Source organism: Nonomuraea sp. NPDC003727 (assembly GCF_053586935.1).
This window is the reverse complement of record NZ_JBSFNE010000007.1, coordinates 426,875-449,584: the sequence shown is the minus strand read 5'-3', so window position 1 is coordinate 449,584 and position 22,710 is coordinate 426,875. Positions and strand designations below refer to the sequence as shown.

Below are 22,710 nucleotides of genomic sequence, written 5' to 3'. Positions count from 1 at the left end.
CACACTGTTGTCCGCGGCCATCGCGTGTTCTCCTTCGAATTTGATCTTCGCTAATCGAAGGATCACGCGATGGCCGTCGCCATTTCACGCCGCCATGCCTGTGACCAGGTCAAACTCGTACACCACTCCCATGGACGCAACCGAGCGCGGCGGGCCGGGCCGCCCCGACAGGCAAACGGTCATCAGTACGGTGGGCGCCCGGTTACCGGCGGGAGGTAGCCGGTAATCCTTTCTAATCGCTCGTCGAATTCTCAGGATGTACTCATGCTTGCTGGTCGGTCCCGACGATGAGCGTGTAATCAACGCCGGTGCGGAAAGTCTCCGGAGGACCCGCGAATGGTCAGTTTGTGACGGCCGGCCTTCAGAGGCGGGAGGCGCACCCAGACACCACAAGCGTATGACGTGGTCGTTCCCTCCTCACCAGTCAGAGGATTGCCCGCTACACCAGTCACGGTGACGTCGTTGCCTTCCATCCGTTCTGACCTGATCACCTTGCCGTCAAAGGTGGCCGTGCCCTTCGCTGTGGCCATAAACTCCCTGCAATGCGCCTCGGCGCCGATCTGATTCACCAGCGGGAAGACCACCGGCCGTCCCGCGGGAACCTTGCATTTTCGCTGCAAGGTAACGCCAAAGGTCTCAGCGAGAAACCACACATCCTCTGGCTGGTTCCGGTCGCAGAACTCCCCTGTCGTGTCCGTGACAGGATTCGTGCTCTCGTCTTCGGAGGCCGCCCAAGTCCACCAACGTCCTTGGATGGTCTCCGCCGCCGTGTCCTCCGGTTTTGAGGGCACGATGCTGTCCGCGCGGCTTTCCTGGGCCACGCCGCAGCCAGCGAGGAGACCGAGGACCAGCAGAAGCGGTCTAGCGGATCGAGGGGACATTCGAGAATCATAGGCTCGATGGGCACGAAGTGAGAATCTGGTTATGCTCAACCGACGCGCTCCCCGGCTTCGTCTGGTCTCACAGTTCGATGAAGGTTGGCGGGAATGGCTCCAAGCGTTGACCGCTCTGCTTGACACTCTTGAGGTGGCAGTCCGGAATTTACTCGTGCTGATGGTCTTGCTGGCCGCCCGGAGCCGTAAAGCCGGACCGGCGGAAAGGTCCATTGGACCATACGAGACGACCTGGGAACCATGGGCCGAAGCCAACACGCCATACCCGTACGACCATACGGTGCGCGTGGAGTTCGAAGCCCCGCCCGAGGATGCCGAGCTAGTGCCTGTGATGTGCGGGTCCCGCGGCTGGCGGGTGCGTCGGTCCACAGATGGGTCACGGTTCCAGGTCGATGTGCCCATCGCCGGATCGCGCATCGGAGCGCTCACCGCGGGAAGGCGCCACCTGCTTCGCTCGTGCATTCAGGATGGAGTCTCCGTCCGCATCAGATGGACGCACCTTCGTCGACCGCCGGGAAACTTCGACTCCCGGTACCGGGTTTTCGACTCCTTGACGGGGCGCCCGGTCGACGGCGAAGTACATGCGCAGTCCGTGGCCGATGCTGAGGCTCTCGCGAATAGTCGCACCACGGAATTCAACGGTCGCCGGCTGCTGGTGCGTAAGGCGGTGGGCGAGAGCTCCGAGGACGAATTACGGCGTCTGGAGGCGAGACATCGTTCGTCGAAGCCACCGCGTGCGGCGATGGCCGCGACTGGCGGTGCGTTTTCCGTGCTTGCGCCGCTCGCTGGCGGTGTCATCCTGGGGCAAACGTGGCCGAGGCAACCGTGGACCGCTGTCGCGCTCGCCGTCGTGGTCGCGTCGGTCATCCCTTGCAGGTGGCTGCTGCGCTCCTGGCTGCTGGGCAGCATGTTTCCTCCGGTGATGGCGTTCCTAGGGTGGGCCCTCGCCGCGGACCCGCCCCCCGACGTCGTTGGTCTGGCCGGTTTGGCGCTGATCACGCCCCTCACCATCGCCGGAGTTCGTCACTTCTTCCATTACACGTCGCTGAAGGTCGCCCTTTCATGGCTGCTTCCCATGCTGGTGACCATCGCGATACCGCTGCCCATGGTCTATGGGCAGCTGACGTATGAGACCTATCTCAGTGTCTTTGGTCTGGGCGCGGATGACGTCGAGCTACCGTGGTGGCGGGCATTGCAGCCGGCATGGTCCTTGACCGGCCTCACGCTGCTGTTGGCCCTGGTCTCTCTGGCGATTGTCGGATGGGGCTATCACGTGAACCTGATCGTTCCTCTCTGGGCGGTCACGTTCGCCACACTGTTCGCGTTGATGGTCGCGGTTCTGGTGCCCTGCGTCCTCGGCATTCAGGAGGGGTACCGGAGTGGCGTCATCGCCTTGCGGGAACTGCGGGCCGCAGGGACGACGGCAGCCTTTCACGGGATTGAGCCGAAGGCGGTCTGCCTTGTGCCCGTTACCGAGAAGATCGCTTTTAAGGGCGCGGCACCCGTCCCGGGCCGTCCTCTAGTGCTGTTCGGAGACGCGACCGGCCGGGCTGCTCTCTGGGACAGGGCCGGGGGCGCCCTGACCGTCAAAGAAGACGATGTTCAACTCGCTTCATCCCGTCACTGGGACCGGTGTTGATCCTTTCGCCAGCCGCCATCGCCGACGTTCACATCGGCGATGACACCGACAGATCCAGGATCTTTCGGCGGCCTTGCCGATGGCGGAGAAACATAGGGCGGCTTCGTGCCCGCGGTTCAACAGGCCGGTTGATCACCAGTCGGCAACACCAGGATGGCCGGTGGACCAACTGATCTTGCTAACGCCGTTGCTAACAACGTCCCCGGACACCGGTGTACACGCCTGGAAGCTGATCAAGCGAGAGAAGTCGCTGAGCAGGCGCTTCTGACAGCGATGGATGCCCCTGGACGATCTCGAACTGGATACGGAACAGAAGGTTAGGGGTTCGAGTCCTCTCGGCCGCGCTTCACGAAGAAGGTCCCTGAGCAGGCATTACGCCTCCAGGGACCTTCTCGTTTTCCCGGCTCACCCGGTCTCTTCTCCCTCCTTGGGAGCCGCCCGCGCTTCCAAGGGCTCCCAACCGGGGCCGATCATGCGATCGCGGTGTCCCGTTCCGCTGACGTGCCACCGGCCGGGCGAGTTCCCACGTAAGGGGGAGCGGGATCACCCTCGGGTGGGAGGGGTGGCGGCATCCCGGTCGCGAGCCTGGTGGTGTTACGAACAGTTGAGATCAAGGGGATTCTCGATGACCATCACACGACTGGCCCGCCGGAGCCGTGTCGCCCTTGCCGGGCTCGCCGCCGGGCTCGCCGTACTCACAGTGACCGCGCCGGCCGCACAGGCCGACCCCGGACCGAAGCCCGCCGCGCTGCCGGACTTCCTCCTGTCCGGGACCGGTGAGGGCACTCTCGACATCCTCGGGGCCGGGTGGAAGGGGCACAAGGTCCGGTTCGCCATCGAAGCCAAGGGCTTCGCCACGGAGTCCCAGGGCACCTTCCGGGTCCAGCACTGGTTCCCCGACGGGAAGGTCTTCGCGGACTTCCAGGGGAAGATCGACTGCCTCAACGTCGGCGGAGACGTCGCGGTGGTGACCGGAGTTATCGAGAAGGTCAGCGCGTCCCCTGCGGAGATCGAGATCCCGACCGGCAAGCGGGTCGGGTTCACCGTCGACGACGAAGGCAAGCGGGACCGGCTCGGCTGGAGCTGGGCCGTCCTCGGGTTCGAGCAGGAATTGCCGATCTGCATGGGCACGGCGCCGATCCTGCCCCTGAGCAAGGGCGGCTACACCGTTCGCGACTGAGCGCATGACAGAGGCCTTCGCCTCAGCTGACGGCAAGTTTCGCTTCAGTGGACGATGCTAACGCTGGTGCTGGCAACGACGCCGGACGCGGGTGAACGGGCACGGAAGACGACCATGTCGAATCCGCTTCTGAGCTGGGTGGAGCACTCCGGTGTACTGGACGATCGAATCGCGTGATGAAGTGCTCCCGGCGTAGATACCACTCCGGACCGGGGGGTCTGTCGTTGTACTCCTACCGCGTCGGTGTGAAGGACGAGACGATCAACCAGATGCCGGCAACCGCGATCACAGTGGCGACGGCGAGTTCTTTCACCCGACCAGCGGCCACATCTTTCGACTGTCCGCGCATCATGCTTCGCGCCAGGCGGATGGTCGTGGCCCAGGAGATCCGCCCGGCGGGGCTCCAAGTGGCCGACGCGACGAGGACGGCCGAGACAAGCAGCGGCCACCGTACCGAATCGGCGAAAGACATCTCGTAGTCGCCGCTGTACTGGCCGGCGTACGTCACGACGTCGAGCAGCGGGAAGAGGAGAAGGGCGACCGCGGCCGCGGTGCCCACCCACCGTCCCCATCGGATGGAAGCGGTGACTCTCGCGGCCGCCGCCAATGCGACGAGTGCGACCGGTAATCCGATCGCGTCGGCCTTACCGGACCACCAGGCGAGGCCGTCCCAGATGGACTCCGGGGTCTTCAGATAGACGAAGCCACCCAAGAACATGTCGTATGTGATCGTCCAGCGGTGGAACATCGCCGCCCATGCCGCCGCGCCGACGGCTCCCGCCCACAGGATGATCCCGTACGGTCTCCGAGGCGGGGGTGACCGGGCCACCAGGAGCAGTGCCCCTGCGGCCACCGGATAGCAGGCGATCAAAGGCCAGGGCGGCATGACCACATGTTCCTGCCCGGTGCATGGGTCGGGACCGGGTAGGTAGAACGCCGTGACGAGCCCGAACGCGAGCACGGTGCTGACCGTGGCGACGGCGGCGAGCGTGGCCCGACGTGACCCGCGCAGGAGCAGGCCGGCCACGAAGACCGGCAGCAGGAGAACGCCCCAGAACAGCAGTTCTCCCGGCACGTGCTCCAGCGCGTATGGGCCTTCACCCGCAGGAGGAGCAGAACCCGTCTCGGAACAGAACCAGCCGACGCTCTGCCTGCCGACCCCGAAGGCCGTCAGGACCACCGGTCCAGCCGCGGCCAGAACCGCACCGAAGCGCAGCGCTGCCGAAACGGGAGATAACGCATCTGCCGCGGGTTCCTGCATCACGGCGCCCTCTCCCGGAAATGATCAATCCGAGTCAGGGTAGCGGATGACCGTCGACTGAGCGGGTCCGCTTTCTGGCGGCGGTGTCATGCGGGCTGGGTTGTCGCGATTCGCGGGCCAGACTCCCATCAGCCGCGTTGTACGGCGTGGCGGTCCGGTTTCAGCTCACCGCTCGCTTCACGAGCTCGCCGATCATCGCCTCGTCGGCGGCGGTGAGCTCCTTCAGGGCGTAGGAGGTCGCCCACATGGCGCCTTCGTCGAGGTTCGCCTGGTCGCTGAAGCCGAACGTCGCGTACCTCGCGTTGAACTTCTGGGCGCTCTGGAAGAAGCAGACGACCTTGCCGTCCCTGGCGTACGAGGGCATGCCGTACCAGAGCTTCGGCGCGAGGCTCGGCGCGCTTTCCTTGACGATCGCGTGGATCCGCTCGGCCAGGACCCGGTCGGCGTCCGGCATCTCGGCGATCTTCGCGAGCACGGCGGCTTCGTCCTCGGCGGCCTTGTCGGCGCGCGATCCGCGGCGCGCGGCCGCCTTCAGCTCCTTGGCGTGCTCCTTCATCGCGGCGCGCTCATGCTCCGTGAATCCGTCGAACGTCTTGTCGGCCTGCTTCGTGTCCTTCATTGGGAGCTTCCTTCCGGTATGCGGCTTTGATGGTCAAGGGTGTCATGGACGCCGCTGCGGCGGCTTCTCCGAAACTGACGTTCGACGCGACGTGTTTCCGGCGGGCGAGCGCGCTCCGGCTTCCCAGGGAGGGCGAGCGCGCTCTGGCTTTCCGGCCGGCGAGCCGGCTTTCCGGTGGGCGAGCGCGCTCCCGGCTTCCGGGGGGCGGGCGCGGGACCGTCAGCCCCAGGCGCCGGCCAGCTGGCGGGTCGTGGCGTTGAGCCGGTTGAACAGGTTGGTGACGCCGATCATCAGGATGATCGCGGCCAGCTGCTTCTCGTCGAAGTAGGTGGCGGCCGCGTCCCAGATCTCGTCGTTCACCGCGTCGGGACGGTCGGCCAGCCGCGTCGCGGCCTCGGCCAGCGCGAGCGCCGCCCGCTCCTCGTCGGTGAAGTACGGGGTCTCCCGCCAGGCGACGACCGTGGCCAGCTTCTCGTCGCTCACTCCGGCCTTGCGGCTCGTCTTGACGCCGCCGTCGACGCAGGCGCTGCAGCCGTTGATCTGGCTGACCCGCAGGTGCACCAGCTCCAGGATCTGCCCGTCCACCCCGCCGGAGTGCACGCTCTTGAAGAGCTCCTGGATGGGCTGCATCGCACCGGACAGGACGACGGCGGGGTTCTGCATACGGGACTGCATGTCGGTGTTCTCCTCTTCAGGTTCGGCGCCCGTCCTTGCGGGGCGTGGGTCCATCACAGCCCAGCGGGTTTGCCAGGACGAGGGAGATGGGACACGCTGGGACAGCTGAAACGGCCTTGACCAGCGCAGATCCGGCGCGGAAAGTCAGTGCCGGAGCGGGACAGAGAGGCGGAGAACCGTGGGTGTGCAGCAGCGGACGACGACGGCCGATCCCCAGGATGAGCTGGCCGCCCGGCTGCGGATGCTCCAGGAACTGTCCGGGCTCGGCGTGCGGGCCCTCGCGCGGGACACGGGTCTCAGCTCGTCCTCGCTGTCGCGCTACCTCAGCGGCCAGACGGCACCGCCCTGGCCCGCGGTGATCGCGCTCTGCCGCCTCGTCAAGCGTGACCCCCGCCCGCTGCGTCCGCTGTGGGAACGCGCCTCGAGCCCGCTGCCGGCGCCCCCGAAGAGCAGCCGCCAGGTGCAGCCGCCGTCCCCGCCCGCCGGGGCCCCGCGCCCGCCACGCAACGATCTGCCGCGCGACGTGCCCGACTTCACCGGACGCCAGGCCCCGCTCGCCGCCGTGCTCGCCGCGGTGGACAGCGGCCGGGTGGTCGCCGTCGACGGCATGGCGGGCGTCGGCAAGACCTGCCTGGCGGTGCACGCCGCGCACCTGCTGGCCGCCGATTACCCGGACGCCCAGCTCTATCTGGACCTGCACGGCTTCACCGAGGGACGGCAGCCCCTCGATCACGACGCCGCGCTGCGGACCTTGCTCGCCGCGCTCGACGTCCCCTCCGAGAAGATCCCGCAGGAGGGCGACATCGAACCGCTGGCCGCCTGCTGGCGGTCGGAACTGGCGAGCCGGCGGGCCGTCGTGGTCCTCGACAACGCCGCCGACGCCGACCAGGTCCGCCCGCTGCTGCCCGGCGCCGGCGCCTCCGTCGCCCTGATCACCAGCCGTAATCGGCTGCTGGGCCTGGACGAGGTGCCCCCCGTCTCGCTGGACGTGCTGACCCCCGAGGAGAGCGCGGAGCTGCTGGCCCGCGCCAGCGGTGACCCCAGCGGCTCGGACGGCCGGCTGTCCCGCGAACCGGAGTCCGCGGCCGAGGTGCTGCGGCTGTGCGGCCACCTGCCGCTGGCCTTGCGGCTGGCCGCGGCCAGGCTGCGGCACCGGCCGGGCTGGACCGTGGGCATCCTCGTCGAGCGGATGCGGGAGGGCGCGGACGAGTTCGACACCGCGTTCGCGATGTCGGTGCGGCAGCTGGACCGGGGCCAGCGCCGCCTGTTCCGCCTGCTGGGCCTGCTGCTCGGGTCCTCCTTCGACGAGTACGTGGCGGCGGCGCTGGCGGACGTGCCGTTGCGCAGCGCCCGGGCGATGCTGGAGGACCTGCTCGACGCGCACCTCGTCCAGCAGCCGGCGGCCGGCCGGTACCGGCTGCACGACCTGGTGCACCAGCACGCGCGCCGGGCCGTTGAGGAGCAGGACTCAGCGGAGGAGCGGGAGCAGGCGCTCGGCCGGGTGCTCGACTACTACGTGCACGCGGCGGCCGCCGCCGACGCCGCGATGCCGCTGCTTTCGGGCAGCCGGGCGGCCTCCGCTGGCCGGCCTCCCGCCGAGCTGCCGCGGTTCACCGACAAGAAGGCGGCCCTCTTCTGGTTCGTCACGGAGTACTCGAACCTGATGGCCGCCTTCGAGGTGGCGGTCGCCACCGGAGCCGACGCCCATGCGTGCGAGCTGCCGCGCTTCATGCGCACCTTCTTCGCACGGCGCTGCGGCACCACGCACCTCAATGTCCTGTTCGAGCGGTCGCTGGTGGCCGCGCAGCGTCTGGGCGATCCGCTGCAACTGGCCGAGGCGCACAGCGACCTGGGTTTCGCCCGGTACAACGCGGGCCGGATGGCGGAGGCCGAGGCCGCGTACGAGGCGGCGGCACCGCTGGTGTCCCGGACGGGGGACGCCCGGTTCGAGGCCGAGCTGGCCATGCGCCGTGCCTATCTGCGATGGGACGAGGGGTACGTCGAGGAGCCGCTCGAGCTCTTCCGGCTGGCGGGAAGGCTGTACACGGCGGCCGACTGCCCGATGGGCGCGGCCCATGCGACCGCGTGCGAGTCCTGGGCGATGCTGCAGCTGGGACACCGCGAGGAGGCGGCGCGGCTGGCCAGGCAGGCGCTGGACATCCCGCACACCGACCCCGCGTCGGCATCCCCGCTGACGGCCCGGATCACCCTCGGCGTGGCGGTCGCCCCCGAGGAACCCGGCGACGCGGTGAGGCACCTGCAGGAGGCGCTGACGCTGGCCCGCGAGGACGGGCACAAGCACAACGAGGCCTGGTGCCTCAACTGCCTGGGCGTCGCGCTGCGGCAGATGGGCCGGTACGAGGAGGCGCTGGCCAGCCATCGGGAGGCGTTCGCGCTGCTGGACGAACTCTTCGAGGAACACTGGAAGATCCGCTTCCTCAACGGCTACGCCGAGACCTGCCGGCTGGCGGGCCTGCCCGAGGAGGCCCTGCGGCTGCACCGGCAGGCGCTGGAGCTGGCCCCGAGACTGGGCAACCGGTACGCGGAGGCGCTGGCCCACGAGGGGATCGCGGTCGTGCTCGACGGGACGGATCCGGCCGCGGCCGCCGAGCATCGCGCGGCGGGGCAGGCCGTCCTGAAGGAGCTCAACCCCGGGGCCTACTGATCACGCCACCGGTCGGGACGCCGCGGATCCGCCGGGTCGCGATTGACGCACCGTTCGGCCGACCGGGTGCTGGAGACGGGGCAGGGAGCGTGCGGGCGAGGGGTCAGCGTGTCTTGGGGAAGGCGGCGCGCAGCCGGGATCCGTTGACGACGAATGCGGCCGCGGCGACGGGGAGGGCGCAGACGGCCTGCGTCATGACGAACCACGCCGGGAGCATTCCGGGGATCATGTCGATGGCGATGATCGCGATCGGCATGATGACCGTGATGATGCGCATACGGAGATAGGCCCATCGTGCTCCCCGCGCGGCGAGGACGGTCAGCCAGTAGGCCACCGCGGCGCTCGCGAGCACTCCGGCTGACCGGCCCCACATGAACGAGGTCACCGCGTGTCCGGTGGTCGCGACGATGGCGACCGTGACGAGGACCGCGGCGCTGAGCGCGCCGTAGGCCGCGACGAGGATCTTCGCCGTGGCGAAGGCTCGTCGCGTGTGCGGACGGTCGGGGCGGGCGGTCTCGGCCGTGGTGCGGTTGGTGGTTTTCATGTCGCTATCTCCCCTTGCGTCGGCTCGCGTGGTGCCGGCCTTGTGTCGGCTGGCGTGGTGTCGACGTTAGGGAGCGCGACGGGAGGGGCGGTATGCGCCTGGACGTACGGGTTGGTGGGTCCAGCCCCACTTCAGCGCCGATCCGGGGGGTGTCAGACTCCGTGCGGTGCACTGTGGAGACACCAGCCCGCTGCGGGTGCCGCGGTCCGGGTGCTGGTGAGTCGGGGTGCCGGAGTGAGAAGGGGAATCATGCGACAGCTGGTGTCGTGGGTGGTGAGTGCCTGTGTGGGGTTCGGGCGAGCGTGCGTCGTGGCGGCCGTCGCCATGCTGGTCCCGGCCGTGTGGGCCGCTGCCGTGGCGGTATGGATCTGGTGGTGGGACGGAGACCCGTGGTCGGGGACAGTGCCGTTCCTGTGGGCGTGTATCGGCACGCTCGCCCTGTCCCGCCCGGTCTGCCGGATGTTCCGCTCCCTCGTCGCAAAATGGACGGGCACCGTCATCCCCGGCGGATACCGGCAGCCCGGGGCGGTGACACAGATGTCGACCGGGTACTGGTGGAACGGGTACTCCTACGAGCGCACCAGCCGGGACGCCCGCATGGACCAGCAATGGCGGACCAGGTGGCGCGATCCCGCCACCTGGCGTGACCTGCGGTTCACGGCGATCGCACCGGTCACCGTGGGCGTGATCTGCGCGATCCCGCCGGCCGGACTCGCGGCGGCCGTCCTCGGGTTGTCCCAGCCGGCGTTCTTCGCGCGCCTGATCGGGGTGCTCGGCCTGGCCGTGGCGATCGGCGGCGCCTCGTACGCCTGGCGGTCCGCCGAGCCGGTAGCCGTCCGCTTCCTGGGCCCGTCGCCCGCGATGACGATGGCCGAGCGGGTGGACGAGCTGACGGCCCAGCGCGCGGACACCACGGTCGCGCAGGCCGCCGAGATCCGCCGGATCGAGCGGGACCTGCACGACGGAGCGCAGGCCCGCCTGGTCGCGCTCGGTATGTCCCTGGCGACCGCGGAGAAGCTGATGGAGACCGATCCCGACCAGGCCAAGGCGTTGCTGCGACAGGCGCGAGCCGGCGCGACCACGTCCCTCACCGAGCTGCGCGAACTGGTCAGGGGCATCAGCCCGCCGGTGCTGAACGAGCGGGGGCTCGTCGACGCCGTCCGCGCTCTCGCCCTGGACAGCCCGCTCGAGGCGACCGTCAGCGCCGACGTCCGGCTACGCCTGGACCCGCCGATCGAGTCCGCCCTGTACTTCGGCGTGGCCGAACTGCTGACCAACGCCGCCAAGCACGCCCGTGCGACCCGGGCGCGGATCTCCGTCGTCCGCGACGACACCGGCATCGCCGTCGAGGTCGAGGACGACGGCAGGGGCGGGGTGAGCGTGCGAGCCGACGGCGGGCTCGCGGGGCTGCGCCGCAGGCTGTCGGTCTTCGACGGCACCGTGGAGATCACCAGTCCGGCGGGCGGTCCGACCCGTGTGAGGATGGTGGTCCCATGCGAATCGTTGTAGCCGAAGACCTCTACCTCCTGCGCGACGGGATGATCCGCCTCCTCGAGGCGTACGGACACCAGGTGGTGGCGACCGCGACCACCGGACCCGAGACGCTCGACGCGTTGCTGACGTGGCGGCCGGACGTTGCCGTCGTCGACGTCCGCATGCCGCCGACCCAGTCGGACGAGGGCCTGCGGGCGGCTCTCGCCGCCCGCCGGGAAGTGCCAGGACTGCCGGTCCTGATCCTTTCCCAGCACGTCGAACAGCTGTATGCCCGCGAACTCCTGGCCGACGGTTCCGGCGGCGTCGGCTATTTCCTCAAGGACAGCGTGTTCGACGCCGACCAGTTCATCGACGCGCTGGAGCGCGTCGCCGGCGGCGGGACCGCCATGGACCCGGCCGTCATCACCAAGCTGCTGTCCAGCGGGTCCTCGGACCGGCGACTCGGAGGGCTCACCGAACGCGAACACGCCGTGCTCGGCCTGATGGCCGAGGGGTTGTCCAATCAGGCCATCGGCCAGCGGCTCTTCCTCAGCGAAAGCGCCATCAGCAAGTACACCACCTCCATGTTCGGCAAACTCGGCATCACCGATGACGACACCAACAACCGCCGCGTCCTCGCCGTCCTCGCCTACCTGAACAACCCCTGACACGGCGGGGCGTGCGGCGGGCTGCCTTCGAGGCGCGTCAAACTGCTTCCTTCGGGCCGGGTGACCTCCCCTCGTGGGCGCGGCCGGCCGGCATCCACCGGCGTACGGCATCGAGCGTGCTCTCCGGGGAGGTGTTGAAGCAGAACCGGATGCCCGGCGCCGCCGAGACCAGCACGTTGATCAGCCGTTCGAGGAGAAGGGTGTGCTCGGGTGTCATGCGCACACCACCGCCGATCATGGCCAGGTCGAAGGATGCTTCGGCCAGCCGGTCACGGACGGTCTTCTCAGCCGCGTCCGGGTCGGCGTCGACCAGGCACGGCTCCGCCTCGAAGCCGGCCGTCCGCACGGCCGCGAAGCCCTGCTCGATCCGGGCGGCGAGCGTCGCCTCGTCGAGGCCCGGATGCCTGCCGAAGTCGATCGCGCCGGGATGGAGCCCGATCAGAAGGATCTTTGTCATGTCGTCGCTCCTGCCACGGGGACGGGGCCGCTCTCCGGGGCCCGGGAGGATCAGCGCTGCGCCTCGAGCTCGGCGTGAACGCGCAGGACGGCCTGACCGGCCGGGCCGGCCCAGTTGTCGGCGAGCTCGGCCAGCAGCGGCCGGGTGGTGTTGAGCACGGCGCCGGCGCGCTCCATGCGGCGCAGCGCCATCTCGTCGCTGACCGTGGTGAGTGACCCGGAGGCGTCCACGACGACCTGGACCTCGTAGCCGCCGGCGAGGGCGCTGAGAACCGGGTAGACCACGCACACGTCGGTGGTCACACCCGCGACGATCAGCCGGCGGCGGCCGGTCTTCTCCACGGCGGCGGAGAAGGCGGGGTCGGCCATGGCGTTGACCACTCCGGTGCGCTGGATCCGCGCGGCGTACTCGGCAGGCATGATCTGCTCGAGCTCGGGGATCAGCGGCCCCTGGACCTGGTCCTCCATGCTGGTGGTCAGCACGGTCGGCATGCCCAGCGCCTTGACGGTCCTGGCCAGGCGGACGGTGTTGGCCCGCAGCTCGTCGTGGTCGGCCGAGCCGACCCAGCCGATCGTCCCGACCTGGTGGTCGATCAGCAGCACGGCGGCGTCGTCCGGGGTGAAGGGCACAAAGCTCATCTCAAGCTCCTGTCAGCAGGTGATCGCGGGGTGTCCCCCGCACCGCCAACTCTGATCGACGGCGAATCGCCCAACAACGCCGCGACCTGGAACAATCGTTCAGTCACAGTGAACGGCGCAGGGGGAGCAGTGGGGCTGGAACGGCACGAGATCGCGGCATTCCTGGCCTTGGCCGAGGAACTGCACTTCGGCCGGACGGCCGAGCGGCTGCTGGTGTCCCGCTCACACGTCACCCAGACCATCCAGAAGCTGGAGCGCCGGATCGGCGCCCCGCTGTTCGAACGGACCAGCCGCCGGGTGAACCTCACGTCGATCGGCCGGAGGCTGTACGACGACCTGGCGCCGGCGCACGCGCAGATCCAGGCGGGGCTGGACCGGGCCATCGCGGCGGCCAGAGGGATCAGCGGCCTGCTGCACCTCGGGTTCGCCGGAGCGGCGGCCGGCCAGGTGGCGCTGGAGGCCGCCACCACGTTCCGCGGACGCCATCCCGACTGCCAGGTCCGGCTGCACGAGCTGCACATGTCCGACTTCCTGCACCGGCTGCGGACCGAGGAGGTGGACGTGGCGATCGTCTGCTTCCCGGTCAGGGAACCCGACCTGGCCACCGGCCCGGTCCTGTTCACCGAGCCGCGCATGCTGGCCGTCTCCGCCGGACACCCCTTCAGCGGCCGCGCCTCGGTCACCCTGGAGGACCTGGCCCGCGACGTCCTCCTGCAGCCGTCCGCCTCCCTGCCCGGCTACTGGCGTCTGGACCGGGCGCCGCAGACCACCCCTTCAGGCAGGCCCATCCGCCAGGGCCAGGTCACGGAAACGGTCCAGGAAGCGCTCGCCCTGGTCGGGGCGGGCGCCGGGATGCTCGTCGTGGGTGCGCAGGCCGTCCACTACTACGCCCGTCCTGACGTCGTCTACCTGCCCATCGATGACGCTCCGCCGTTCGAATGGGGGCTGATCTGGCGTACCACCGGCGCCACCGCCCGCGTCGACGCCTTCACCCACGCCGCCGTCAACGACAGCGGCCCGCTGGCCGGCCGGCCAGGCTGACCGCGCCGATCGTCTCGAGATCGGTCAGCGCCAGGCCGTCCGGTGACGGGCCAGGCGAGAAGTCCGATTCGCGCCGGCGGACGGCCCGGTATGCCGGGGATGATCCTGGCGTGAGCACGGTTGACGGGGAGCGGTCGGGGGCCTGGGCGGTGATGGAGAAGTTCTACGCGGCCGAAGCCGCGTACGTGGCCGCGGGAGGGTTCGGGAAGGCCGGTTACGAGCCCGTCGCGGCTCTCCTGGACGCCGAGGTGGTCCTTCACCAGGCGCCGGGACTGCCGTTCACCGGCACCGGGACCTGGCGGGGACATGCCGAGATGGAGCGGTTTCTGGCCGTCTTCAGCGACGTCTGGGAGTCGATGGAGTTCCTGGAGCAGGAGCACCCGACACCGTCATCGTGCGGAACCGGGTGCGTTTCCTGGCCCGTGCCACCGGCAGGCACGTCGACACCTTGATCGTGCAGCAGATCAGGGTGCGGGACGGGCGCATGCTGGAGTGCCGTCCGTTCTACCGGGATCCGCGCGCCGGATGAGCGGGGTCAGGGACGGCGGCCGCCGGGCCGGGTCGGCCGGGTCAGGGGCGGCGGCCGGGGACGACCAGGCCGGTCTCGTAGGCGGCCACCACGGCCTGCGTCCTGTCACGCAGGCCGAGCTTGTTCAGCACGCGGCTGACGTGCGTCTTGACCGTCTCCTCCGTCACGGTCAGCCGGCCGGCGATCTCCGGGTTGGACAGTCCTTCCGCGATGAGCCGGAGCACCTGCGTCTCGCGAGGGGTCAGCGCGGAGAGCGCGGCGGTCTCGGTCCGGCGGTGCAGCTGGGCGAACTCGCTGATCAGGCGGCGGGTCACGGTGGGCGCGAGCAGGGCCTCGCCGCCGGCGACGACCCGCACGGCGTCGAAGAGCCGTTCGGCGGTGACGTCCTTGAGCAGGAACCCGCTGGCGCCGGCGCGCAGCGCGTCGTAGACGTACTCGTCCAGGTCGAAGGTCGTCAGGATGAGGACGCGCGGCCCGCCGTCGCCGGCCAGCCGCCTGGTGGCGTCGATGCCGTTCGTGCCCGGCATGCGCACGTCCATCAGGACGACGTCGGGGGAGAGCTCGCGGCAGAGCCGTACGGCCTCGGCGCCGTCGCCGGCGGTGCCGACCACGGTGAAGTCGGGTTGGGTGCCGAGCAGCTCGGCGAATCCGGTGCGCACCACCGGATGGTCGTCGGCCACGACGATCCGCACCGTGCTCATGGGCAGCTCGTCCCCTTTCCCGGCATGCTTCGTGCCGCGCTCATTGACTGGTCGCCGATCTTCTCCGTCGGCGCGGCTCGCGGCTCGGTGGCGCGCTCACCGGTCGGCCGCCGTTCTGCCCGGCAGGCGGGCCTCGACGAGGAAGCCGCCGCCCGGGGCGGGGCCGGTGGACAGTTCGCCGCCGACGGCCGCCGCGCGCTCGCGCATGCCGGACAGCCCGTGGCCCGTGGTCGGCGCGTCCGGTGACGGGCCTGGCCCGTTGTCGCGGACGCGCACGAGCACCCCCTGGCCGGTGTAGCGCAGCTCCACGTCGACGGCGGCGCCCGCCGCGTGTCGCCTGGCATTGGTGAGGGCCTCCTGGATGATGCGGTAGGCGGCGAGTTCGACGCCGGGATCGAGCTCGACCGGGTCCCCGCGCAGGATGAGGCGGGTGGCCGTCCCTGACGCCTGCCGCGACTCGTCGACCAGCTCGTTGAGCTCGGACAGGCGCAGGCCCGGCTGGGGGTGCCAGTCCGCCGAGGTGGTCTCGGCGTCCTCGCGCAGCACCCCCAGCAGCCGCCGCATCTCGGTCAGTGCGGCTCTGGCGGTGTCGCCGATCGCCGAGAGCCGTTCGGCACCCGCGGCCGGCATGCCGGGGGTGGCCAGCCGCGCGGTCTCCGCCTGCACGGCGACCAGGGAGATGTGGTGGGCGACGACGTCGTGCAGCTCGCGTGCGATCCGCGCGCGCTCGCCGCGCGCCGTGTGCTCCAGCAGGGTGTCGGCGATGGCCTGCCGGGCGACGCCGCTCTCGCGCGCGTCGCCGCGCGCCCGCCAGGCGACGCCGGCCAGGGCCGCCGCCGGGGCCAGACAGGCCAGCAGCAGGACGAGCAGGTACGGGTAGCCGCCGGCGGACATGCCCGCCGCGTCGTGCAGCCCGAACCCGCCAGACACGAACCCGCCCGTCCCGAGCCCGCCTGGCCCGCCCGTCCCGAGCCCGCCCGTCCCGAGCCCGCCCGTCCCGAGTGCGCCCGCCTCAAGCGCGCCCCGCGTGGGTGCGACGTCGCTGACCGCGCCGGTGCCGAGCAGGGCCAGCAGCGGGAACGGCGCGGCCAGCACGAGCGCCAGCCACCGCCGCCCGTCGCCGCGCCCGAGCCGGAAGCCCGCGACCAGCTGCGCGCACGCCCCCGCCACGGTCAGGGTCTCGAAGGCCGTCAGCGACAGCACCGCCGTGCCGGAGACGACGACGGCGGCCACGGCCGGCTGCGCCCGCAGCAGCGCCAGCGGCAGCGTGGTGGCCAGACCGAGCAGGACGAACACCGGTAGCCCGGCCGGCCGGTCGGCGGTCAGGCCGCGGGCACGCAGGATCGACTCGGCCACCGCGACGAGCGTCAGCAGCGCGCCGACCACGATGAACGCGTGCGGAAACTCCGCGCCCCTGCGATGCACCCATGCCCGAACCACACAGGTCATTGTCGCCGCAGGCCGGGTCGATGGCATCCCTCGTGTGAGGGACCCGGTGTCGCTCGGCCCAGCGACGGGGAAGATCGCTCGGCGGCGTGACGACTCGCGCCGCCGCCGCTGCCTAATCTCCCGGCATGCGAGCAACGATCGAGGTCGCCGGGCTGCGTAAGCGGTTCGGCCGGACCATGGCGCTGGACGGGATGTCCTTCACCGTACGGCCGGGCCAGGTCACCGGGTTCGTCGGCCCGAACGGCGCGGGGAAGTCCACCACGATGCGGGTGGTCCTCGGCCTGGACGCGGCCGACGAGGGTCACGCGCTGGTCGGCGGCCGGCCGTACCGGAGCCTGAGGCACCCGCTGCGCCACGTGGGCGCGCTGCTGGACGCCGGGGCGCTGCAGCCCAGCCGGAGCGCGCGCAACCATCTGCTGTGGCTGGCCCACTCGCAGGGCATGGGCGCGCGGCGGGTCGACGAGGTGCTGGAACTGGTCGGGCTGGCGTCGGCGGCGCGGCGCAGGGCGGGCGGGTTCTCGCTGGGCATGCGCCAGCGGCTGGGGATCGCCGCGGCGCTGCTGGGCGACCCGCCGGTGCTCATGCTCGACGAGCCGGTCAACGGCCTCGACCCGGAGGGCATCGTGTGGATCCGCGGCCTGCTGCGGTCGCTGGCCGCCGAGGGGCGCGCCGTACTGATCTCCAGCCATCTGATGAGCGAACTGGAGGACACCGCCGACCATCTCGTGGTGGTGGGCCGCGGCAGGGTCGTGGCCGACACCGGTACGGCCGAGCTGATCGCGGCCGCCTCCCGTGACCGGGTCACGCTGCGCACCTCGGCACTTTCCGAAGCGATGCGGACGCTGGCCAGGGAGGGCGGCGCCGCGGTGGCCGCCGCCGGCCGCGACACGCTCACCGTCTCCGGGCTGGCCCCCGAGCGGGTCGTGGCGCTGCTCGGCCGGGACGGCGTGCCGTTCTCCGAGGTGGCGGCGCACCGAGCGACGCTGGAGGAGGCCTACATGGAGCTGACCAGGGACACCGTGGAGTTCAGGGGGGCGGCGCGATGAGCGTGCTGCGCGCGGAATGGACAAAGTTCCGCACGGTCCGCGGCTGGGTGGTCGGCCTGGTGGTGGCGGCGCTGGTCACCGCGCTGCTGGGGCTGCTGGCGGCGTCGGGCAGCCACACGTCGTGCAGCGCGGGCCCGGTCGAGGTTCCCTGCCCCGAGCCACCGCTGGGGCCCGAGGGCCAGGCGGTGAACGACAGGTTCTTCTTCGTGCACCGGTCGCTCGCGGGGGACGGCAGCATCACCGCCCGCGTGACCTCGTTGAGCGGCAGGATCCGCCTGCCGGACGTCACGCCGGGGGTCAGGAACGAGGTCGCCGGACTGACGCCGTGGGCGAAGGCCGGGGTCATCGTCAAGGAGAGCACGCGCCAGGGCTCCACCTACGCGGCGGTGATGGTCACGGCCGAGCACGGCGTCCGGATGCAGCACGACTTCGTGCACGACGTCGCAGGACGTCCTGGCGGCGTCTCGAAGGAGTCGCCGCGCTGGCTGCGGCTCACCAGGACCGGCGACTCCCTCACCGGCTACGAGTCGGCCGACGGGCGGCGGTGGACCACGGTCGGCACGGTCACCCTGGCCGGGCTGCCGGACACGGTGCGCGTCGGCATCTTCGCCACCTCCCCCGGCGCGGTCACGACGACGCGGGGCGACTTCGGCGGCAGCATCACGGCGGCGCGCTTCTCCGAGGCCACCGCCGTCTTCGACCAGATCGGCGTGGACGGTACGGCGGGCGGCGCGTGGAGCCACGACGACATCGGCGTCACCGTGGGGCCCGACGGCAAACCGCACCATCCGGGCAGGGTCGAGCGGTCCGGCGGCGCGGTCAGCGTGACCGGCGTCGGCGACATCGGGCCGAGCGACGAGGGCAGGACCATCGAGAGCACCCTGTCCGGCGTGCTGGCCGGGCTGATCGGGGTGGTCGTGGTGGCGGTGCTGTTCGTCACCGGCGAGTACCGCAGGGGGCTGATCCGCACCACGCTGATCGCCGTCCCGCGGCGCGGCGGGGTGCTGGCGGCGAAGGCCGTGGTGATCGCCGTGGCGACGTTCGTGGCCGGGCTGGCCGCCGCCACGGCGACGGTCCTGATCGGCACGCGCGTCCTGCGCGCCAACGGCAACTACGTCCTTCCGGTGCCCGTGCTCACCGAGGTGCGCGTCGTCGCGGGCGTCGCGGCGCTGCTCGCCGTCGTCGCCGTCTTCGCGCTCGCCCTGGGCGCGCTGTTCCGGCGCAGCGCCGCGGCGGTCACCGTCGCCCTCGCGGCGATCGTCCTTCCGCACATCCTCGCGACGTCCTCCGTCCTGCCCCTGGGCGCGACGCAGTGGCTGATGCGGCTCACTCCGGCCGCCGGCTTCGCGATCCAGCAGAGCCTTCCCGAGTACGCGCACGTGGTCGGCAACATCTCGCCGCAGGCCGGCTACTACCCGCTGCCACCCTGGGCCGGCCTCGCCGTGTCCTGTGGCTACGCCGCGCTCGCGCTCGGCCTGGCCGCAGTCCGGCTGCGCCGGAGGGACGCATGAGGCAGGCACTGCACGCCGAATGGACCAAGCTGCGTACCCTGGCGGGTCCCGCCTGGCTGCTGCTAGCCCTCGTCGCGCTGACCCCGGCGCTGAGCGCGGCGGCGGCGGCCACCGTGTCCTGCCAGGCGACGGGATGCACCGACGACGTCACCAAGCTCAGCCTCATCGGGGTCCAGGCGGGCCAGGCGGTCGTCGCCATCCTGGCCGTCCTGGCGATCACCGGCGAGTACGGCACCGGCCTGATCCACGTCACGCTGGCGGCGATGCCGCGCCGGGTCACCGTCCTGGCCGCCAAGGCGGTCGTCCTCACCGGCGTGACGCTGGCCGCCGGTGCTGTCGCCGTCCTGGGCTCCCTGACGGCCGGACGGCTCATCCTGCCGGGCAACGGCTTCACCCCGGCGAACGGCTTCCCGCCCCTGTCGCTCGCCGACGGCCCGACGTTGCGCGCGGCGGCCGGCTCGGTGCTCTACCTGGCCCTGATCGCCCTGCTCAGCCTGGGCGTCGCGACCGCCGTACGGGACTCGGCGACGGCCATGGGGGTGCTGTTCGGCCTGCTGTACGTGCTGGCGGCCGTCCCCTTCCTGATCAACGACCCGGACTGGCAGCGGCTGCTGTGGCGGATCTCGCCGATGAACGCGGGGCTCGCCGTCCAGGCCACCGCCCACCTCGACAGCCTGCCTCTCAGCCCGTGGGCCGGCCTCGGCGTCCTCGCCGCGTGGGCCGCCGCGGCGCTGCTGACCGGCGGCCTGCTCCTGCGAGGGCGCGACGCGTGAGTGACACGACTGCCCGGCGGGACGTGGGGGACGCGACTGCCGGCGGGAAAGGACTACCGGTCGGTCCCCGGCTGGACCAGCGGCACGAAGCAGGCGGGCAGCAGCAGGCGTTGCTGTCTCAGGCGGCCGTGCCGCTTGACGAACAGGGTGACCATGTCGGCCTCCCGCGTGCGGATCGGCATGACCAGCCTGCCGCCCTCGGCGAGCTGCGCGGCCAGGGCGGCAGGCACCTGGCGCGCCGTCGCGGAGACGACGACGGCGTCGAAGGGCGCGTGCTCCGCCAGGCCCAGACTGCCGTCGCCCACCACGATCTCGGCGTTGCGCACACCCGCCGACCCGAGGTTCGCCCTGGCGTGCGCCGCCAGGTCCGCGTGACGCTCGACGGAGTACACCTGCCGGGCCAGCCGTGCCAGCAGGGCCGTCTGGTAGCCGTATCCCGTCCCGATCTCCAGGACCCTGTCGGTCTCCGACAGCCGCAGGGCCTCGACCATCCGGGCGATCAGCGTCGGCTGCGAGGTCGGCTGGTCGTGCCCGATCGGGATCGGCTCGTCCCGCTCGGCCCGCGCGGCGAACTCCGGCGGCACGAACCCCTTGCGCGGGGTGGCGCGCACGGCCTCCAGCAGGCGCGGGTCGCGCACCCCTGCCTCCTGGACGGCCCGCACCAGGGTCCTGGTCACCGAGCGTAGGTCCCGACCAGGGTGCCGGCAGCCAGCGTGGTGGCATCGATCCGCAGCTTGAGCTCCTCGAAGTCGAACCCGTCCGCCAGGTTCGTCGGGGCCGACAGGGCGTAGACGCGGAAGAAGTAGCGGTGCCGGCTGCCGCCCGAAGGCGGGTGCGGCCCGCCGTACCCCGGCTCGCCGAAGTCGTTGCGTCCCACGGCGTACTGCTTCAGGTCGGCGCCGGCGTCCAGCCCGGTGGTTCCCGGCGGAATGCCGGCGACCAGCCAGTGGATGAAGGTGCCGCTCGGGGCGTCGGGGTCGTCGCAGACCAGCGCCAGCTCGGCCGTGTCGTCCGGCACGCCCGACCACTGGAGCTGGGGGGAGACGTCGCCGGCCGCGCGGGAGTGGTCGCGCGGGATCTCCCCGTGATCCTTGAACGCGGTGCTCCGTATTGTCATCCCAGTCATGCCCACCTGCTGCCCAGGCCGCCCGAAGGCTATCCCGGGTGTCCGGCTCCACCTGTCCGCCCTGGCCAGGCGGCCCCGTCCTGGTCGGCGAACCGCGCCTTCCGCTGGGCCCGCGCCTGCGCCCGTGCCTTCCTGGGCCTGTGCCCCGTCTTCCGCTGGGCCTGCGCCTGCGCGCCCTGGATCGGCGTCCGCATCTTCCTCCGGGCCCGCGCCCGCCCCTTCGTCCGCGGATCAGCCTTCGTCGTGTCTCTCTCGGGCTGTGGCAGGACCGGGCCGAGCGCGGCCGCCTACAGGGAACCGGGCTTCGTGAGCGGTCGCCTCCGGGAGCCGGGCCTCGCTCTAGTCGGCAGGTGTCAGAGATGGTCGAGGAGTTCGGGCAGGTGGGAGATCAGCCCGGTCGCCCCGGCGTCGACGAGCCGTTGCGCGGGGGTCAGCGCCGTGTATCCGAGCACGTCCATGCCTGCCGTACGGGCGGCCAGGACCCCGTTGGGGCTGTCCTCGACCACCAGGCAGTCGTCAGGAGCGACGCCGAGCGTCGCCGCCGCGTGCAGGAAGACGTCGGGCGCCGGCTTGCCCACGCCGCCGACGTCCTGGGCGCTGAAGACGGCCTCGGCGGGAAGCAGGTCGCGAAGCCCCGCCCGGTCGAGGGTGAGGTCGATCCAGGCGTGGTCCGACGAGGAGGCCAGGCAGTACGGGACGCCGCGCCGGCGCAGTTCCGCGAGCACCTCGGCCGCGCCCGGCACGGCGGCCACGCCCTTCTGGAAGGCGGCGAAGACGCGCTCGTGGCAGCGGGCGGTGAAGTCCTCCGGCAGGACTCCTCCGTAGCGGTCGGCGATCACCTGGTGGACGTTGCGCCCGGCGTTGCCCAGGAAGTGGTGCAGGGACTCGTCCACGGTCATCGGGTACCCCAGCTCGGTGAGGTAGGCGGACATCACCCGGTGTGCCGTGGGCTCGCTGTCGACCAGCACGCCGTCGTTGTCGAAGATCACCAACTTAGACGACATTGCGGTAATGGGTGGTCAGTCGCCCCTCGTCGTCGAGGATGTGGAAGGCGAGCGCGGGCGGCTGGTCGAGGTGGACGTGGTCATCGGGACGGGCCCGCCGTTCCCATGGCAGCCGGAGGGTGGACACCACACCCGGTGCCACCAGCAGGGGCCGACCGGCGAAGGTGGTCGCCGCCGCCGTGTGCGCGTGCCCGGAAAGGAAGGCCACGATGTTGTCGTGGCGGTCCGCGAGCGCCGCCAGCCGTTCGGCGCCGAACTGGCGGAGGCCGTCGATGAAGGGGTCGTGCAGCAGGGCCGGCGGGTGGTGGAAGCCGACCAGCACCGGCACCGTCCTCGGTGTGTCGGCGAGCAGGCGCTCCAGCCAGGAGAGGGTCTCGTCCTCCAGGAAGCCCTCGTCCTTGCCCGGCACCGAGGAGTCGCAGAGCGCGACGACGGCGTCGCCGACGCGGAGCGACTGGTTGATCGGCGCGGCCGACGCGGGCCGCTGGAGCAGGTGCTCGCGGAACGCGGCGCGGTCGTCGTGGTTGCCCGGGCATATCAGGACCGGGTGCCGCGAGGCGAACAGCCGCCGGGCGCGCTCGTACTCGGCGGGCAGGCCGTGGTCGGCGATGTCCCCGGTGATCAGGACGGCGTCCAGGTCGTAGGGAAGGTCTTCGAGGTGGCTCATGACGGCCGCGGCGCGTTCGAGGCTGCGCTCGCCGTCGTCGATGTGCGTGTCGCTGAGGTGCGCGATCACTGTCAAGGCGGGCATCCCTTCGAGGCGGTGTCGTCGCGCGGCACGCTGGTGCCCGCCGCGTCCCGGGCTGTCGAGCTCAGAG

At 71.1% G+C, this 22,710-nt stretch carries 23 protein-coding genes; 10 read left to right on the top strand and 13 right to left on the bottom strand.

What is annotated here, in order from left to right:
• Positions 1–299: 299 nt before the first annotated feature.
• Positions 300–881, bottom strand: coding sequence for a signal protein (locus ACWDLG_RS20830; protein WP_449922135.1), 582 nt, complete (start codon positions 879–881; stop codon positions 300–302).
• Between the two features lie 604 nt (positions 882–1,485).
• Between ACWDLG_RS20830 and ACWDLG_RS20825 the strand changes: the two genes are divergently transcribed.
• Complete coding sequence (locus ACWDLG_RS20825) at positions 1,486–2,532, top strand: hypothetical protein (RefSeq protein ID WP_449922133.1); 1,047 nt, start codon at positions 1,486–1,488, stop codon at positions 2,530–2,532.
• Positions 2,533–3,157: 625 nt separating this feature from the next.
• The gene (locus ACWDLG_RS20820; protein WP_449922132.1) at positions 3,158–3,712 is read left to right on the top strand and encodes a hypothetical protein; all 555 of its coding nucleotides are present in this window, start codon (positions 3,158–3,160) and stop codon (positions 3,710–3,712) included.
• A 232-nt stretch (positions 3,713–3,944) separates the two neighbouring features.
• Here ACWDLG_RS20820 and ACWDLG_RS20815 read toward each other — a convergent pair whose 3' ends face one another.
• The 3 genes from ACWDLG_RS20815 to ACWDLG_RS20805 all read right to left on the bottom strand — a co-directional run bounded on the left by ACWDLG_RS20815 (position 3,945) and on the right by ACWDLG_RS20805 (position 6,267).
• Complete coding sequence (locus ACWDLG_RS20815; RefSeq protein WP_449922131.1) at positions 3,945–4,976, bottom strand: hypothetical protein; 1,032 nt, start codon at positions 4,974–4,976, stop codon at positions 3,945–3,947.
• Positions 4,977–5,133: 157 nt separating this feature from the next.
• Positions 5,134–5,592: an iron chaperone gene (locus tag ACWDLG_RS20810; RefSeq protein ID WP_449922129.1), complete on the bottom strand. Its 459-nt coding sequence runs from the start codon at positions 5,590–5,592 to the stop codon at positions 5,134–5,136.
• 219 nt (positions 5,593–5,811) lie between these two features.
• A complete protein-coding gene (locus ACWDLG_RS20805) occupies positions 5,812–6,267 on the bottom strand; it encodes a carboxymuconolactone decarboxylase family protein (protein WP_354909156.1) in 456 nt (151 codons plus the stop codon).
• 178 nt (positions 6,268–6,445) lie between these two features.
• On the opposite strand from ACWDLG_RS20805, the gene ACWDLG_RS20800 reads away from it, so the two are divergent.
• Entirely contained in the window at positions 6,446–8,932 is a 2,487-nt protein-coding gene (locus ACWDLG_RS20800; protein ID WP_449922127.1) for a tetratricopeptide repeat protein, read from the top strand.
• 103 nt (positions 8,933–9,035) lie between these two features.
• On the opposite strand, the gene ACWDLG_RS20795 is transcribed toward ACWDLG_RS20800, so the two are convergent.
• Positions 9,036–9,476 carry a hypothetical protein gene (locus ACWDLG_RS20795; RefSeq protein ID WP_449922125.1) on the bottom strand — a complete coding sequence of 147 codons (441 nt, stop codon included), beginning with the start codon at positions 9,474–9,476 and terminating at the stop codon, positions 9,036–9,038.
• Between the two features lie 249 nt (positions 9,477–9,725).
• On the opposite strand from ACWDLG_RS20795, the gene ACWDLG_RS20790 reads away from it, so the two are divergent.
• Together ACWDLG_RS20790 and ACWDLG_RS20785 are read left to right on the top strand one after the other, a co-directional pair.
• Positions 9,726–10,985 (top strand): sensor histidine kinase, encoded by a 1,260-nt coding sequence (locus ACWDLG_RS20790; protein WP_449922123.1) that lies wholly within the window; start codon positions 9,726–9,728, stop codon positions 10,983–10,985.
• Entirely contained in the window at positions 10,970–11,617 is a 648-nt protein-coding gene (locus tag ACWDLG_RS20785) for a response regulator transcription factor (RefSeq protein WP_449922121.1), read from the top strand. Before ACWDLG_RS20790 ends, ACWDLG_RS20785 begins: the two co-directional genes overlap by 16 nt.
• Positions 11,618–11,654: 37 nt before the next feature.
• Here the strand turns inward: ACWDLG_RS20785 and ACWDLG_RS20780 are convergent, their stop codons facing one another.
• Together ACWDLG_RS20780 and ACWDLG_RS20775 are read right to left on the bottom strand one after the other, a co-directional pair.
• On the bottom strand, positions 11,655–12,074 hold the full coding sequence (locus tag ACWDLG_RS20780; protein WP_449922119.1) for a hypothetical protein: 420 nt from the start codon (positions 12,072–12,074) through the stop codon (positions 11,655–11,657).
• Positions 12,075–12,124: 50 nt separating this feature from the next.
• Positions 12,125–12,712, bottom strand: a complete 588-nt coding sequence (locus ACWDLG_RS20775) for an isochorismatase family protein (RefSeq protein WP_449922117.1) — start codon at positions 12,710–12,712, stop codon at positions 12,125–12,127.
• Between the two features lie 129 nt (positions 12,713–12,841).
• Here ACWDLG_RS20775 and ACWDLG_RS20770 point away from each other — a divergent pair, with 129 nt between their 5' ends.
• Positions 12,842–13,753, top strand: coding sequence for a LysR family transcriptional regulator (locus ACWDLG_RS20770; RefSeq protein ID WP_449922115.1), 912 nt, complete (start codon positions 12,842–12,844; stop codon positions 13,751–13,753).
• Positions 13,754–13,863: 110 nt separating this feature from the next.
• Positions 13,864–14,205, top strand: coding sequence for a hypothetical protein (locus ACWDLG_RS20765; protein WP_449922114.1), 342 nt, complete (start codon positions 13,864–13,866; stop codon positions 14,203–14,205).
• Positions 14,206–14,323: 118 nt separating this feature from the next.
• On the opposite strand, the gene ACWDLG_RS20760 is transcribed toward ACWDLG_RS20765, so the two are convergent.
• Positions 14,324–14,983, bottom strand: coding sequence for a response regulator (locus ACWDLG_RS20760; RefSeq protein WP_449922112.1), 660 nt, complete (start codon positions 14,981–14,983; stop codon positions 14,324–14,326).
• A gap of 96 nt (positions 14,984–15,079) precedes the next feature.
• A complete protein-coding gene (locus ACWDLG_RS20755) occupies positions 15,080–16,423 on the bottom strand; it encodes a sensor histidine kinase (RefSeq protein WP_449922110.1) in 1,344 nt (447 codons plus the stop codon).
• A 134-nt stretch (positions 16,424–16,557) separates the two neighbouring features.
• On the opposite strand from ACWDLG_RS20755, the gene ACWDLG_RS20750 reads away from it, so the two are divergent.
• From ACWDLG_RS20750 to ACWDLG_RS20740, 3 genes are read left to right on the top strand one after another with little or no spacing between them, the layout of a single operon-like run.
• On the top strand, positions 16,558–17,478 hold the full coding sequence (locus tag ACWDLG_RS20750) for an ATP-binding cassette domain-containing protein (protein ID WP_449922108.1): 921 nt from the start codon (positions 16,558–16,560) through the stop codon (positions 17,476–17,478).
• Positions 17,475–18,989 (top strand): ABC transporter permease subunit, encoded by a 1,515-nt coding sequence (locus ACWDLG_RS20745; protein ID WP_449922106.1) that lies wholly within the window; start codon positions 17,475–17,477, stop codon positions 18,987–18,989. Before ACWDLG_RS20750 ends, ACWDLG_RS20745 begins: the two co-directional genes overlap by 4 nt.
• Entirely contained in the window at positions 18,986–19,762 is a 777-nt protein-coding gene (locus ACWDLG_RS20740) for an ABC transporter permease (RefSeq protein WP_449922104.1), read from the top strand. The genes ACWDLG_RS20745 and ACWDLG_RS20740 overlap by 4 nt, the downstream gene beginning before the upstream one ends.
• Before the next feature lie 53 nt (positions 19,763–19,815).
• On the opposite strand, the gene ACWDLG_RS20735 is transcribed toward ACWDLG_RS20740, so the two are convergent.
• The 4 genes from ACWDLG_RS20735 to ACWDLG_RS20720 all read right to left on the bottom strand — a co-directional run bounded on the left by ACWDLG_RS20735 (position 19,816) and on the right by ACWDLG_RS20720 (position 22,628).
• A complete protein-coding gene (locus ACWDLG_RS20735; protein WP_449922102.1) occupies positions 19,816–20,439 on the bottom strand; it encodes a protein-L-isoaspartate(D-aspartate) O-methyltransferase in 624 nt (207 codons plus the stop codon).
• On the bottom strand, positions 20,436–20,879 hold the full coding sequence (locus ACWDLG_RS20730; protein WP_449922101.1) for a YbhB/YbcL family Raf kinase inhibitor-like protein: 444 nt from the start codon (positions 20,877–20,879) through the stop codon (positions 20,436–20,438). The genes ACWDLG_RS20735 and ACWDLG_RS20730 overlap by 4 nt, the downstream gene beginning before the upstream one ends.
• A 362-nt stretch (positions 20,880–21,241) precedes the next feature.
• Positions 21,242–21,892, bottom strand: coding sequence for an HAD family hydrolase (locus ACWDLG_RS20725; RefSeq protein WP_449922099.1), 651 nt, complete (start codon positions 21,890–21,892; stop codon positions 21,242–21,244).
• Positions 21,882–22,628, bottom strand: a complete 747-nt coding sequence (locus ACWDLG_RS20720; protein ID WP_449922154.1) for a metallophosphoesterase — start codon at positions 22,626–22,628, stop codon at positions 21,882–21,884. Before ACWDLG_RS20720 ends, ACWDLG_RS20725 begins: the two co-directional genes overlap by 11 nt.
• Positions 22,629–22,710: the final 82 nt, after the last annotated feature.

Bases quoted from the DNA above. Each gene is read 5' to 3' on its own strand.
- ACWDLG_RS20750 (WP_449922108.1), top strand. From the start codon at position 16,558: ATGCGAGCAACGATCGAGGTCGCCGGGCTGCGTAAGCGGTTCGGCCGG.
- ACWDLG_RS20745 (WP_449922106.1), top strand. From the start codon at position 17,475: ATGAGCGTGCTGCGCGCGGAATGGACAAAGTTCCGCACGGTCCGCGGC.
- ACWDLG_RS20760 (WP_449922112.1), bottom strand. From the start codon at position 14,983: ATGAGCACGGTGCGGATCGTCGTGGCCGACGACCATCCGGTGGTGCGC.
- ACWDLG_RS20830 (WP_449922135.1), bottom strand. From the start codon at position 881: ATGTCCCCTCGATCCGCTAGACCGCTTCTGCTGGTCCTCGGTCTCCTC.
- ACWDLG_RS20725 (WP_449922099.1), bottom strand. From the start codon at position 21,892: ATGTCGTCTAAGTTGGTGATCTTCGACAACGACGGCGTGCTGGTCGAC.
- ACWDLG_RS20820 (WP_449922132.1), top strand. From the start codon at position 3,158: ATGACCATCACACGACTGGCCCGCCGGAGCCGTGTCGCCCTTGCCGGG.
- ACWDLG_RS20740 (WP_449922104.1), top strand. From the start codon at position 18,986: ATGAGGCAGGCACTGCACGCCGAATGGACCAAGCTGCGTACCCTGGCG.
- ACWDLG_RS20775 (WP_449922117.1), bottom strand. From the start codon at position 12,712: ATGAGCTTTGTGCCCTTCACCCCGGACGACGCCGCCGTGCTGCTGATC.
- ACWDLG_RS20810 (WP_449922129.1), bottom strand. From the start codon at position 5,592: ATGAAGGACACGAAGCAGGCCGACAAGACGTTCGACGGATTCACGGAG.
- ACWDLG_RS20795 (WP_449922125.1), bottom strand. From the start codon at position 9,476: ATGAAAACCACCAACCGCACCACGGCCGAGACCGCCCGCCCCGACCGT.
- ACWDLG_RS20730 (WP_449922101.1), bottom strand. From the start codon at position 20,879: ATGACAATACGGAGCACCGCGTTCAAGGATCACGGGGAGATCCCGCGC.
- ACWDLG_RS20780 (WP_449922119.1), bottom strand. From the start codon at position 12,074: ATGACAAAGATCCTTCTGATCGGGCTCCATCCCGGCGCGATCGACTTC.
- ACWDLG_RS20805 (WP_354909156.1), bottom strand. From the start codon at position 6,267: ATGCAGTCCCGTATGCAGAACCCCGCCGTCGTCCTGTCCGGTGCGATG.
- ACWDLG_RS20785 (WP_449922121.1), top strand. From the start codon at position 10,970: ATGCGAATCGTTGTAGCCGAAGACCTCTACCTCCTGCGCGACGGGATG.
- ACWDLG_RS20790 (WP_449922123.1), top strand. From the start codon at position 9,726: ATGCGACAGCTGGTGTCGTGGGTGGTGAGTGCCTGTGTGGGGTTCGGG.